The organism is Rheinheimera nanhaiensis E407-8 (genome assembly GCF_000296695.1).
Lineage (GTDB): Bacteria > Pseudomonadota > Gammaproteobacteria > Enterobacterales > Alteromonadaceae > Alishewanella > Alishewanella nanhaiensis.
On sequence record NZ_BAFK01000013.1, the window covers coordinates 59,590 to 72,695 of the forward strand.

A 13,106-nucleotide genomic window follows, 5' to 3' on the forward strand; every position below is an offset into this window, starting at 1 on the left:
CCATAACACAGCGTGGGCGCCTGCCAGCAAAGCAGGCGCCCTTCACTCAGGCTGCGCCAATCATCCGGCGCAATACATAGTGTAAAATGCCGCCATGCTGGTAATACGCCAGTTCGGTCGCCGTATCAATGCGGCAATGCACATCTATCTCTTGCTTGCCGCCGTCGGCGTAACGGATCAACAGCTGCAGCTTTTGTTTTGCTGTCAGTTCGCTTAAACCGCGTAAAGTAAAACTCTCTTCGCCGGTCAGTTTCAGCGTTTTACGATCTGTCCCCGGCAAAAACTGCAGCGGTAACACGCCCATACCAATTAAGTTAGAACGGTGAATTCGCTCAAAAGACTCGGCCAGCACGGCCCGAACGCCTAACATCAGGGTGCCCTTGGCGGCCCAGTCACGGGAGGAGCCGGTACCGTATTCTTTACCGGCAATCACGATAAGGGGCAGTTCCTGTTGCTGATAACGCATAGCGGCAGCAAAAATCGGCAAGGTATCGCCCGAAGGATAATGCCGGGTAACACCACCTTCGCTACCCGGTAGCATTTCATTGCGGATCCGTACATTGGCAAAGGTACCGCGCACCATCACTTCATGATTACCGCGCCTGGAGCCGTACGAGTTAAAGTCTTCCGGTGCTATACCCAGCTGCTGCAAATATTCCCCGGCCGGGCTGCTCTGCTTAATATTACCGGCCGGCGAAATATGGTCAGTGGTCACCGAGTCACCGAGTATGGCTAATACTCTGGCATTGACAATATCGCGCACCGGCTTGGGCTTACGCGATAAGCCACGGAAAAAATCCGGCTGGCGAATATAACTGGAGTCAGGCCAGCTATAGGTTTTCGCTTTAGCCACTTCGATGGCCTGCCAGCTGGCATCACCGTCAAACACTTTGTCATATTCGGCAGAAAACATACTGCTTTGCACTGTTGCCACGGCGGCCGCTACCCTGTCATTGTCGGGCCAGATATCTTTCAGGTACACATCATTCCCCTGTGCGTCCTGTCCTATAGGCTCAGCGCTAAGATCGATATTCATCCGGCCGGCCAGCGCAAAGGCCACCACCAGCGGCGGCGACGCCAGCCAGTTTGATTTCACTAGTGGATGAATACGGCCTTCAAAGTTACGGTTACCTGACAACACCGCCGACACATTTAAATCGCCCTTGTTAATAGCCTCTGCAATGGGTTTGGCCAGCGGGCCGGAGTTGCCGATACAGGTGGTACAGCCATAGCCCACCAGATAAAAACCTACTTGCTCCAGCGCAGACATCAACCCCGCCTGTTGCAGATAACGGCTAACCACCTTAGAGCCAGGGGCCAAAGAGCATTTCACCCAGGGTTTTGCTTGCAGGCCCTTGGCCAGCGCATTTTTGGCCAGCAAACCGGCGGCCATCAACACGCTGGGGTTCGACGTATTGGTGCAGGATGTTATTGCCGCAATCACCACTGCATGTTCAGGCAATTTGATCCTACTGCCATTTAAATCAAAACTATTATCTGTGGTTGCCGCCTTGCTCTGGCCACCGCCTTCGCTAACCAGTTCAGCCTCGCGCGCTTGCGTTTTGCTATCCAGTGGTTTTGTATCATCACAATGTTGTTTTAGCTGTGTCAGCGTGACTTTATCTTGTGGCCGCTTAGGCCCGGCCAATGACGCTTCCACTGTGGCAAGGTCAAGATGCAACTTGTCGGTAAACCCCGGTTCATCGCTATCCTCCCGCCACAGCCCCTGCGCCTGGCAGTAAGCTTTTACTCTGCTAATTACAGCGCCGTCACGCCCGGTGAGTTTCAGGTAATCCAGCGTAATCTGATCGACAGGAAAAAAACCGCAGGTTGCACCATACTCTGGCGCCATATTGGCAATAGTCGCCCGATCTGCCAGCGACAACTGCGCCAGGCCAGCGCCAAAAAACTCGACAAATTTACCGACCACACCATGCTTACGCAGCAGCTGGGTTACGGTGAGCACCAAATCAGTTGCGGTAATACCGGCCGCCAACCTGCCGGTCAGCTCAACGCCCACGACTTGTGGAATCGTCATCGACACCGGTTGTCCCAGCATTGCCGCTTCGGCTTCAATGCCACCCACACCCCACCCTAAAATACCCAGGGCGTTAATCATCGTAGTATGAGAATCAGTACCCACCAGCGTATCCGGATAGGCCAGCTGGCAGTCTTCGGTATGTTCTGCCCACACAGTTTGCCCGAGGTATTCCAGATTCACCTGATGACAAATACCGGTACCCGGTGGCACCACACGAAAATTGGCAAAAGCCTTAGCCCCCCAGCGCAAAAAGGCATAGCGTTCATAGTTACGCTGCATTTCAATATTAACGTTTTCGCTAAAGGCATCGGCGCTGGCGTAGCGATCGACCATTACGGAGTGATCGATAACTAAATCGACCGGCGATAACGGATTAACCTTGTCAGGATCTTCTCCCAGCGCCGCTACGGCCGCCCGCATCGCGGCTAAATCGACTACAGCGGGCACACCGGTAAAATCCTGCATTAATACCCGCGCCGGCCGAAAGGCAATCTCACGCTCCGAGCTACCGGTTTTCTGCCAGTCGACCAGCGCCTGAATATCGGCGTCGGTTACGCTGTCACCATCGAGATGGCGTAACAGATTTTCCAGCAACACTTTTAATGAAAACGGCAAACGGCTGATATCGCCAAAACGCTCAGCCGCTTTGGACAGGCTATAAATACGGTATTGCTGCTGCGCCACGCTTAGGGTGTCGGTGTAAGGATTTGCTGAAGTCATAGTTGCCCCTCATTTATGGCTCTGATGACTTACAGTGTAGTTCATCAGAGCCACAGTTTGAGGTTTAAACGGCAGATAGCCGTGACAGGAGGAGGCGTAACATCAGCAAGATGTTACGCCAAAATGGCGATGGTTAAGCGCTACTGCAAGCTGATTTTGGCAAACTTGCGCTTACCCACCTGGTAAATCTCGCTGCTGCCTTTGGCGATTTCCAGTTTGGTGTCGTCAATTTTCTGCTCACCATTTAGCTTTACCGCGCCTTGTTTAATCATGCGGATGGCCTCTGAGGTGCTATCGACTAAACCGGCTTCTTTTAACAGGTTGGCAATGGGCATGCTGGCACCCTCGCAGCGGACAGTCAGCTCAGGGATATCATCCGGCAGCGCGTTTTTACTAAAACGCTGGATAAAGTCCTGATGCGCCGCCTCTGCTGCCGCCGCGTCATGGAAGCGGGCAATAATTTCTTTGGCCAGCAGAATTTTAATATCGCGCGGGTTAGCGCCCTCTGCCACCTGCTGTTTCAGGGCCGCCACTTCGTCCAGCGGACGGAAGCTTAGCAGGTCGTAGTAACGCCACATCAGCTCATCGGAAATTGACATAATTTTGCCAAACATCTCATTTGGCGCATCGGTAATGCCAACATAGTTACCCAGCGACTTGGACATTTTCTGCACGCCGTCCAGGCCTTCCAGCAGCGGTACCATCATCACGGTTTGCGGCCGCTGGCCTTCATCTTTTTGCAGTTCGCGGCCCATCAGCAAGTTAAAGCGCTGATCGGTACCGCCCATTTCAACATCGGCCTCAAGTGCCACTGAGTCCCAGCCCTGCACCAGTGGATAGAGAAACTCATGGATAGCGATAGACTGATTATTGGCATAACGCTTTTTAAAGTCGTCACGCTCCAGCATACGCGCGACGGTCTGGCGGGCCGCCAGTTTAATCATGCCGGCGGCGCCGAGTTTTTCCATCCACTCAGAGTTAAAGGCTACGCGGGTTTTTGCCGGATCAAGAATTTTAAATACCTGATCTTTGTACGTTTGCGCATTAGCTAAGACATCTTCGCGGCTAAGCGGTTTACGGGTTACGTTTTTGCCGGTCGGGTCGCCAATTAAACCGGTAAAGTCACCGATTAAAAAGATCACTTCGTGGCCTAACTGCTGAAAGGTACGCAGCTTATTAATGAGCACTGTATGGCCTAAGTGTAAATCAGGTGCTGTTGGGTCAAAGCCAGCCTTAATCTTTAATGGCTTGCCCTCTTTGAGTTTGGCAATTAGCTCTTCTTCCAGCAGAATTTCTTCGCAACCGCGTTTTAACTCAGCTAAAGCCTGCTCCCAATCCGCCATTCTGGCCTCCTGATTTTTCACCTGTTTACCCGTTGAAGCCGCATTCTATAGTATGTTTAGCCCAGGGGAAACGCACAAAAGTCTGGTGTCAGTGAAAAAAACGGTATATGCTCGGTTTTTGTGCGTTTGTTGAGCCAAGAACAGAATTATGCGTCAATTCGTCACTAAAATTCCAAAACAGCACCGGGTGCTCATTGCCGCAACCTCAGTGTTCTTATCGGTGGTATTACTGCTGCCGTCTGAGCAGGCAGCCGCCTCGAAGAGCAGTAAGGCCGACAGCCTGGAAATTGGTAAGCGTTACAGCTTAGCACTGCCGGAGCAAACGGATGTATTACTGCCCGAGCAAAGCGTATCGGCGCTGGCGCCGTTACCGGCAGAAGATTTATCGTTAAACTGGTCAGTATTACAGGTACGCAAAGGCGATGCCTTATCTGCACTGTTTAAACAAGCCAATGTCAGCCAGCAGGTCATGCTGGATATCCTGGCGCTGGGTAAACCAGTAAAAACCTTAACCCGGTTATTCCCCGGCGAGCAGCTGGAGTTTGGTGTTAATGCACAGGGCGAGCTGCAAGAGCTGCGTTATGCGCTGAACCACCTGAGCACCCTGCGTATTAGCCGCAACGGCGAAGGCCGCTTTGTGGCCGAAGAGCTGAAAAAAGAGGTTGAACTGCGCAACCAGTTTGCCAGCGCGGCAATTCGCAGCAACTTCTGGAGCGCCGGTATTGAAGCAGGCTTAAGCGAAGCGCAAATCATGAACCTGGCCGGTATTTTTGGCTGGGATATCGACTTTGGTTTAGATATCCGCGCCGGTGACAGCTTTAGCGTGCTGTATGAAACCCAGTATGTTGACGGTGAGTTTATCGGCAACGGCAATATTATTGCCGCGCAATTCTCCAACCAGGGCCATTTATACCAGGCCGTGCTGCACAGCGACGGTAACTACTACAAGCCAGACGGTGCCAGTATGCGTCAGGCGTTTTTACGCGCCCCGGTTAGCTTCCAGTACGTAAGCTCTAACTTTAACCCGCGCCGGTTACACCCGGTGTTAAAAACCGTGCGGCCACATAATGGTGTCGATTACGTTGCACCGGTAGGCACGCCTATTATGGCGGCCGGCGATGGCCGTGTGGTGGCCTCGGCCTACAACAATATAAATGGTCATTATGTCTTTATTCAGCATGCCAATAATATTGTCACCAAGTACCTGCACCTGTCTAAGCGCTTAGTGGCCAAAGGCGATAAAGTACGCCAGGGCGAGGCGATTGGCCGCTTAGGCGGTACCGGCCGCGTTACCGGCGCTCATTTGCACTATGAATTTGTGATAGATGGCGTACACCGTAACCCCAGAACAGTAAAACTGCCGCAAGCGACACCACTGCAGGGTAGCGATAAAGTACAGTTTACTGCCAAGGCGCAGCAGATATTAACCCAGCTACAAACCAAAGAGCGGGTATTGTTAGCTAAAGCTGACGAAGCGCTGCCTGCAGCTAGCGCCGCGCCTTAAACCGCTTGCCAAGATAGCAAAAGCCCGCGTTATATGACGCGGGCTTTTTTGTTGCTGCTTAGCCGCTCCTGCGCGCTAGCCGAGCATGCACGCTAGCCGACCAGCGCCAGCAAGATACCGGCAGCGACCGCTGAACCAATTACACCGGCAACGTTTGGCCCCATCGCATGCATCAGCAGGAAATTATGCGGGTTGGCTTCTAAGCCCACTTTATTCACCACCCGCGCGGCCATGGGTACGGCGGACACACCGGCAGCGCCAATCAGCGGGTTTATCGGCTGTTTGGAGAGCTTGCCCATCAGCTTGGCCATCAGCACGCCTGATGCAGTACCAATGGCAAAGGCCACCGCACCCAGCACTAAAATACCTAAGGTTTGCAGGGTGAGGAATTTATCAGCACTAAGGCGCGAGCCCACCGCCAGGCCCAAAAAGATGGTAACGATGTTAATCAGCTCGTTTTGCGAGGTTTTACTTAACCGCTCGACCACGCCGCATTCACGCATCAGATTACCCAGACAAAACATACCGATAAGCGGCGCGGCGCTTGGCAGCAGCAAAATGGTTAGCAGCAGTACGGCCAGCGGGAAGACAATTTTCTCTTTTTTGCTCACTGTTCTCAGCTGCACCATTTCAATATTGCGCTCTGCCTTGCTGGTCAGCGCCCGCATAATCGGTGGCTGAATAATCGGCACCAGCGCCATATAAGAGTAGGCCGCCACGGCAATGGCCCCCAGCAGATCCGGTGCCAGTTTCGAGGCCAGGAAAATGGCAGTCGGGCCATCGGCACCACCAATAATAGCAATGGCCGAAGCTTCTTTTAAGGTAAAACTTAACCCTGGCACTGCATTAAGGGCGATGGCACCGAGCAAGGTGGCAAAGATGCCAAACTGCGCGGCCGCGCCTAATAACAGCATGCGCGGGTTGGCAATTAAGGCGCCAAAGTCAGTCATGGCGCCGACGCCCATAAAAATCAGCAGCGGAAAAATACCGGTACCAATACCCACTTCGTAAATCATATACAGCAGGCCGCCCGGCTCGCCCATGCCGGCCAGCGGAATATTGGTCAGCACAGCGCCAAAGCCTATCGGCAATAACAGCAGCGGCTCAAAGCCACGTGCTATCGCCAGATACAGCAGGGTAAAACCGACCAGCATCATCACAGCCTGACCGGCGGTAAAATTCATCAAACCGGTCGAGGCAATTAAGGTTGTTACAGCATCCATTGATTATCCCCGGCGCCTAGTTAAAACTGATCAGCACATCGCCTGTGCTGACGGCATCACCGGCCGCGACATGGATATTGGCGACCTGGCCATCGGCCACGGCGCGCACTTCAGTTTCCATTTTCATCGCTTCCATAATAATCACCACATCGCCGCGTTTTACGCTGGCACCGACTTTGGTCACCACTTTCCAGATATTGCCGGCCAGCGGCGCGTTAAGGGTGGCCGCGCCGGTTACTGAGGCACTGGCCGGGATATTTTCTGACACCACAGGTTTTACTGAGCTAAGCTCGCCGCTGGGGGCAACCTCGACTTCATACACCTTGCCATCAACGCGCACGCTGTAACTGGCCGGGCCGCTTTGCGCCGCCTTAGCCGTGTTAGCCGCTGGCTTAGTCGCTGACGGCAGTGCTGCCGCTGCATCGGGGGCCGGCTCAAACGCCGCCGGATTGTCGCGGTTTTTCAAAAACTTCAGCCCGACTTGCGGGAATAAGGCATAAGTCAGCACATCATCAATTTGCTGCTCTGCCAAACGGATACTCTCGCTTTGTGCCAGGCTGCTTAGCTCCTGCTGCAGTTTGTCCAGCTCGGGCTCAAGTAAGTCAGCCGGCCGGCAGGTAATGGCTTTTTCGCCGGCTAACACCCGCTGTTGCAATTCGGTGTTCATCGGTGCAGGCGTAGCGCCGTATTCGCCTTTTAATACACCGGCCGTTTCTTTGGTAATGCTTTTGTAGCGCTCGCCGGTCAGCACATTCAGCACTGCCTGGGTACCGACAATTTGTGAGGTTGGCGTGACCAGTGGTAAATAGCCTAAATCCTGCCGCACCTGCGGAATTTCCTTTAATACCGCATCGAGCTTATCCAGTGCGCCCTGCTCTTTTAGCTGGCTTTCCATGTTGGTGAGCATGCCACCTGGCACCTGCGCCAATAAAATACGTGCATCGACGCCTTTTAATGAGCCTTCAAACTGGGCGTATTTTTTGCGGATATCGCGAAAATAAGCAGCAATCTCTGCCAGCAGTTCCATGTTAAGGCCGGTATCGCGCTCGGTGCCCTCGGTTATTGCCACCATGGTTTCAGTGGCACTGTGGCCATAAGTCATGCTCATTGAAGAAATGGCGGTGTCGAGCATATCAATACCGGCATCGATGGCTTTTTGGTAACTTGCCGTGCTAAGCCCGGTGGTGGCATGGCATTGCATCGCCAGCGGAATTTTGGTCGCTTCTTTAATGCGACTGACCAGCTCCTCACACTCGTAAGGTTTAAGCAGGCCAGCCATATCTTTAATACAAATAGAGTGACAGCCCATATCTTCGAGCTGACGCGCCATGTCTACCCACATGTCGATAGTGTGCACCGGGCTTACCGTGTAAGAAATAGTGCCCTGGGCATGGGCGCCGACCTTTATTGCGGCCTGCACTGCTGTTTGCAGGTTGCGGATATCGTTCATCGCATCGAAAATACGAAACACATCCACGCCGTTCTTATGGGCGCGTTCGACAAACTTAGTCACCACATCATCAGCATAATGGCGGTAACCGAGTAAATTCTGGCCGCGCAACAGCATTTGCTGTTTGGTGTTTGGCATGGCTTTTTTCAGCTCGCGGATCCGATGCCAGGGATCTTCGCCCAGATAGCGGATACAGGCATCAAAGGTGGCACCGCCCCAGGATTCCATCGACCAGTAACCGACCTTATCCAGCTTGGCGGCAATCGGCAGCATATCTTCCAGCCGCAGCCGCGTGGCTAATAATGACTGGTGGGCGTCACGTAGCACCAACTCTGTCAGTAATAATGGTTTGCTCATGCCTGAGTCCTCTTATTGTTGTTGCCGATACTGGTGTATCGCGGTTGAAATGGCGGCAATGACAGCAGCCGATGGCCCTGAGCTGCCTGGCGTGGTCACTACATTGCTGGCAGTGGCCTTAGCGGGAAAATAACGCTGCATAACACGACTTATCAGCTGCACGATAAACACCAACAGCAGTAAAAAGGCAAATACTGCCCCCATACCTATCAGCATCAGGCTGGCGGCTTCGAGTAATAATTCTGCAACCATAGCGGTGTGCTCCGTCTGTTTGGGTGCCGGCAGCGGCCGGCACCTTCAGCATAGTAGAATTGTCTCTGTCGGGCAGATTTTAGCCAGACGACCCGACATTATGCGCAGTAAGCCCCCGTCAGATAAATAACCTGGCGTGATAACTGCTATTTATGCTAACAATGTGCATAACGCAGCTACAGTACACGTAAAGACATTCAAATGTCTAGCCATCTGATTATAAAAGAACCAGATCACAGCGTCTGGGAAAGGTGAGGCCTCCTGTAACCACAGTGACCAACATGGTCTAGTGTGCTTAACCAGCAGGCTTTCGTGTTGGCAGTTGTTGCAACAAAAGTGTGTTAGGGCCTAAGCTGAGCGGCAATTTGCTGGCTAAGCTGCTGCACGCCCTGCCCCAGCGCGGTAACCAGCGCCGGATAACCATCATCCGCCAGTGGCACCCTGTAACTAAACGGCTGGCTTAACGGCTGGCCGCTTAACAAAAAATGCCCGCTTAACAGCGCATAGCCATCGGCGCTGCCATGAAAGCTATCCAGCTGCAGCCACAAACGGGTACTTTGCGCGCCCGGCTGCAACTGTACCGCATAACCCGACGCCAGCTGGCTTAAATGCTGGCGCAGTTGGCGCTGCAGCTGTTGGTCCAGCGCGTCGGCCCACAGGTGCTGTCGCGCCATCACCAGCTCTACCGCAGAGGTTTGCAGCACCAAACCACGGCCATTTAAATAAGGTGCTACCTTTACCGGTTCAATAAATAAGCTTTTGCCGGCACTGCTGTTATCTGCAGCATGGTTATTAGCGGCCATGCTGCTCTCTGGCTGGCTGTGTGATGGTGCCGGTAACTGGTAAAAATGCGTGGTGGCCGGGCTGCTGCAGGCCGTTAGCAACAGCAGCACAGCAGCGCTTAGTAAGGGCTTAGCAAGGCGTAATGTCATAGTGTGTATCTCCTTTACTGCCGGGCACGGCTTGGCTGTGGGTCGGCCGGCGCTTTGGCTTCAAACACCAGCGCATTACTTTGCTGGTTCAGGGTTTGCAATACCGGTTGCAGCTCGCGCAGCACCTGATCCAGCGTTTGCAAATTGCCACTTAACTTATCATAGGCCGCCGAGCCCGGGCTTAATCCGGCCAGCATTTGCTGCAGCTGCTGTAAGCTGCTTTGTAGCTGTGCCGGCAGTTGTTGCATCTTAGGGTCGCTTAGCAGTTTATCCAGCTGCGCCAGCATGGTATTGGCCGATTGCAGCATCTGATCAGCACTTTGCATCGTTTGCTCACTTTGCGTCAGCAGTTGCTCAACCGGCAGGTTGTTAATTTTATCCAGTGCCATCAACACTTTTTGCTCTATGTTGCTCAGGCCACTGCGGGTGGTTGGCAGCATCGGATAGCCGGCACTCTGGCTTAGCGCCAGCCGCTGCAATTGCAGCTCGGTTGGCTCTGGCAGCGCCGCATCAAGATTGACATCTAAATCGATATACAGCGCACCGGTTAGCAGGTTGCCGGTTTTCAGCGCCGCGTGCATGCCACGCGCCACGGCTTTATCCAATTCCTGCTTTAATTGCGCCAGGCTAAGATTTTCATACAGCCGGCCGGCTTCAATGCGGATAAGCACCGGTATGCCCTGCTGCAGCGACACTTCAAAGGGTTTATCGATAGAAAAGAAAAACGGCACGCTGGCCACAGTACCCACCCGTACCCCGCGATACTCTACCGGCGCACCGGCCTTTAAGCCGCGCACCGACTCGTCAAAAAACAGCAGGTATTCGACAAATTCGCTGTACAAGCCATCCTGAATGCTTTGCTGGTTCGGAAACAGCTGAAACTCAGTGCCATCACGAACTGCGGCACCCGGCGGCCAGCCCTGCATTAAATCAAAACTGACACCGCCGCTGAGTAAAGTCGTAGCTGAACCAACATCTACCTGCAGGCCTTCGGCAGATAAATCAAAGGAAAAGCCACTGCTTAGCCAAAACCGCACATTTTCGGTTACCAGCACATCAAAGGGCTCGCGAATATACAGCTGATAACGGGTACGCCGGCTGGCCAGTTCAAATTCGCTGTGCTCTACCGTGCCCACTTCATAACCGCGATACAGCACCGGATCGCCCACCGCTAAACCACCACTGTTGGCCGTAGTAAGACTAACCCGAATGCCCGGCGCATCAGCCGGCGCCACCGGTGGCGTGTCCAGCAGCTGATGTTGCAGTTGCTGCTCTGTCGACTCACCTGGCTGCAACTCAATATACACGCCGGATAACAGCGTATTTAAGCCGGTAATACCGCCACGGCCAATTTGTGGCTTTACCACCCAAAATTGCGAGTCAGCATTTAACAGCGGTGTCACCGCCGGCTTCATCCGCGCTTTAATAATTACCTGCTTTAAATCTTCACTTAATTCAACCGACACCACCTGGCCAACATCAACACTACGGCTTTTAATCTGGGTTTTGCCGGCAATAATGCCCTCTGCATCGCCAGTCAGTAAGGTAAGTAAAGCCCCCTGCTGCTGATAATGGTTATACAGCATCCACATACCTATCAGCACTGCCGCTATTGGCACCACCCAAATTGGTGACCACTGCTTGATCCGGCTAACTTTAGCGCTCTGTTGCTGCGTCAAAACGAACTCCCTTTTGTTGTTCGGGTAACGGGTCCCACAGTAATCTGGGGTCGAAACTCAGTGCGGCCAGCATGGTCAGGATCACCACCGCTGCAAACACTAAAGCCCCGACACCGGGGTAAACACTCATTAATAAATCAAACCGCACCAGCGCGGCCATAATGGCCACCACCAGTACATCCACCATTGACCAGCGCCCTACCCAGTCGACCAGGCGGTAAATTTGTGTCGAATAGCGTTGCCGCTGCGCCAGCGGTAAGCGGGTTAAATAGCATAACCAAAACATAATAATAATTTTCGCCACCGGCACCAGCACACTGGCAATCAGAATAATAATGGCCACCGGATAAGCGCCATCCTGCCACATTAATAGCAGGCCGCTGATAATAGTCGAATCTGTAGTTTCGCCAAAGGAGATAGTGCGCATTATCGGTAATAAATTAGCCGGTATATACAGCAGGGTTGCCGCCAGCAGCAGCGCCAGCGTATTTTGCACGCTGGCTTTGCGCCGCAGCGGCACCTTAGTATGGCAGCGGCTGCAATGAGTTTGCGTCACCGGCACCATGGCAGTACACACTTTACACAGCTTTACATTTTGTGCCAAACCGCTTTTACCGGCATGCGCTGCCAGCTGCGGTTTAGGGTTGGGTGCAATTTTCGACCACAACTCGCGCCGGTCTACCACCTGAAAAGCGCGCAAATGCAGCAGACAAAACAGACAAAACGCCCAAAAACTGGGCCCCAGCGAGATATCGGCATCGGCCACCAGCTTCACAAAGCTGATAATCAGCCCCATTAAAAAGATATCGACCATACTCCAGGGTTTTAGCATATACAGCACCCGCGCCACCCAGGTGCGTGCCGGCAGCCGGTATAGCATACCAAGCTTCAGATAAATAATCGCCAGCATACAGGCGGCCGGCACTGCCTGAATAAATAACCAGACTAAAATTGCCAGCCACTGCTGATGCTGCTGAAACAGCACAGAGGAGGTATCAAAGAAGTTCATTTCACTGCTGTTGCCGGCGGCAAACATACTGACAAAAGGAAACAGATTGGCCAGCAGCAACATAAACAGCGCCGAACCGGCATATAACATCGGCCGCATCACCGACTCAATATGGCAGGCATCCAAATGATGGCCACAGCGCACACAAGAGGCCTCCTCGCCTGGCTGTAACAATGGCAGGTGCTGCACCAGATCGCAATGCGGGCACAGTGCCAGTTCATCTTCCGCTGCGCTGTGTTGCTCTGCGTTATTCGCTGTGGTTGACAACAGCATGCCGGTATATCCGTAATAATGCCTTGACGGGCTTATAGCTGAGACTGGCTGAACAGTGCCTGAGCAAGTTGCCGGCAAACAGCCAGATAAAGATGCAATTTATAGCACAATCACAACTACTTAGCTTTACGCAGCCAATAAAAAACCCGCTTTGGTGTTAACCTTAGCGGGTTCTTCGTACATGCAATAAAAAACCCGCTTTGGTGTTAACCTTAGCGGGTTCTTCGTATATGGCGGACGCGGGAGGATTGCAGGCGGCTATCCTGCCGCCTGCCCTGCGGGCCAGCTAACGCTGTGCCAATTTGCTCCGGGCAAATTGGTCG

9 protein-coding genes are annotated in these 13,106 nt (G+C 53.2%); 1 reads left to right on the top strand and 8 read right to left on the bottom strand.

Annotated elements, in window-relative coordinates; all coding sequences use genetic code 11:
- Positions 1-46: 46 nt before the first annotated feature.
- Entirely contained in the window at positions 47-2,761 is a 2,715-nt protein-coding gene (gene acnA, locus RNAN_RS11830; RefSeq protein ID WP_008222048.1) for an aconitate hydratase AcnA, read from the bottom strand.
- 140 nt (positions 2,762-2,901) lie between these two features.
- A complete protein-coding gene (gene tyrS, locus RNAN_RS11835) occupies positions 2,902-4,104 on the bottom strand; it encodes a tyrosine--tRNA ligase (protein WP_008222050.1) in 1,203 nt (400 codons plus the stop codon).
- A gap of 148 nt (positions 4,105-4,252) precedes the next feature.
- Here tyrS and RNAN_RS11840 point away from each other — a divergent pair, with 148 nt between their 5' ends.
- On the top strand, positions 4,253-5,608 hold the full coding sequence (locus RNAN_RS11840) for a peptidoglycan DD-metalloendopeptidase family protein (protein WP_008222051.1): 1,356 nt from the start codon (positions 4,253-4,255) through the stop codon (positions 5,606-5,608).
- Between the two features lie 92 nt (positions 5,609-5,700).
- Here the strand turns inward: RNAN_RS11840 and RNAN_RS11845 are convergent, their stop codons facing one another.
- The 6 genes from RNAN_RS11845 to RNAN_RS11870 form a co-directional block, all read right to left on the bottom strand.
- Complete coding sequence (locus RNAN_RS11845) at positions 5,701-6,831, bottom strand: sodium ion-translocating decarboxylase subunit beta (RefSeq protein ID WP_008222052.1); 1,131 nt, start codon at positions 6,829-6,831, stop codon at positions 5,701-5,703.
- A 16-nt stretch (positions 6,832-6,847) separates the two neighbouring features.
- A complete protein-coding gene (gene oadA, locus RNAN_RS11850; RefSeq protein ID WP_008222054.1) occupies positions 6,848-8,638 on the bottom strand; it encodes a sodium-extruding oxaloacetate decarboxylase subunit alpha in 1,791 nt (596 codons plus the stop codon).
- A 12-nt stretch (positions 8,639-8,650) separates the two neighbouring features.
- Complete coding sequence (locus RNAN_RS11855) at positions 8,651-8,890, bottom strand: OadG family protein (protein WP_008222056.1); 240 nt, start codon at positions 8,888-8,890, stop codon at positions 8,651-8,653.
- 341 nt (positions 8,891-9,231) lie between these two features.
- Positions 9,232-9,822: a PqiC family protein gene (locus tag RNAN_RS11860; protein WP_008222058.1), complete on the bottom strand. Its 591-nt coding sequence runs from the start codon at positions 9,820-9,822 to the stop codon at positions 9,232-9,234.
- A gap of 14 nt (positions 9,823-9,836) precedes the next feature.
- Complete coding sequence (pqiB, locus tag RNAN_RS11865; RefSeq protein WP_008222060.1) at positions 9,837-11,501, bottom strand: intermembrane transport protein PqiB; 1,665 nt, start codon at positions 11,499-11,501, stop codon at positions 9,837-9,839.
- The gene (locus tag RNAN_RS11870) at positions 11,479-12,783 is read right to left on the bottom strand and encodes a PqiA/YebS family transporter subunit (protein WP_008222062.1); all 1,305 of its coding nucleotides are present in this window, start codon (positions 12,781-12,783) and stop codon (positions 11,479-11,481) included. The genes pqiB and RNAN_RS11870 overlap by 23 nt, the downstream gene beginning before the upstream one ends.
- Positions 12,784-13,106 lie beyond the last annotated feature (323 nt).

What these genes read in the sequence shown, in the direction of transcription:
- acnA (WP_008222048.1), bottom strand. Translation starts at nt 2,761, where the DNA reads ATGACTTCAGCAAATCCTTACACCGACACCCTAAGCGTGGCGCAGCAG.
- tyrS (WP_008222050.1), bottom strand. Translation starts at nt 4,104, where the DNA reads ATGGCGGATTGGGAGCAGGCTTTAGCTGAGTTAAAACGCGGTTGCGAA.
- RNAN_RS11840 (WP_008222051.1), top strand. Translation starts at nt 4,253, where the DNA reads ATGCGTCAATTCGTCACTAAAATTCCAAAACAGCACCGGGTGCTCATT.
- RNAN_RS11845 (WP_008222052.1), bottom strand. Translation starts at nt 6,831, where the DNA reads ATGGATGCTGTAACAACCTTAATTGCCTCGACCGGTTTGATGAATTTT.
- oadA (WP_008222054.1), bottom strand. Translation starts at nt 8,638, where the DNA reads ATGAGCAAACCATTATTACTGACAGAGTTGGTGCTACGTGACGCCCAC.
- RNAN_RS11855 (WP_008222056.1), bottom strand. Translation starts at nt 8,890, where the DNA reads ATGGTTGCAGAATTATTACTCGAAGCCGCCAGCCTGATGCTGATAGGT.
- RNAN_RS11860 (WP_008222058.1), bottom strand. Translation starts at nt 9,822, where the DNA reads ATGACATTACGCCTTGCTAAGCCCTTACTAAGCGCTGCTGTGCTGCTG.
- RNAN_RS11870 (WP_008222062.1), bottom strand. Translation starts at nt 12,783, where the DNA reads ATGCTGTTGTCAACCACAGCGAATAACGCAGAGCAACACAGCGCAGCG.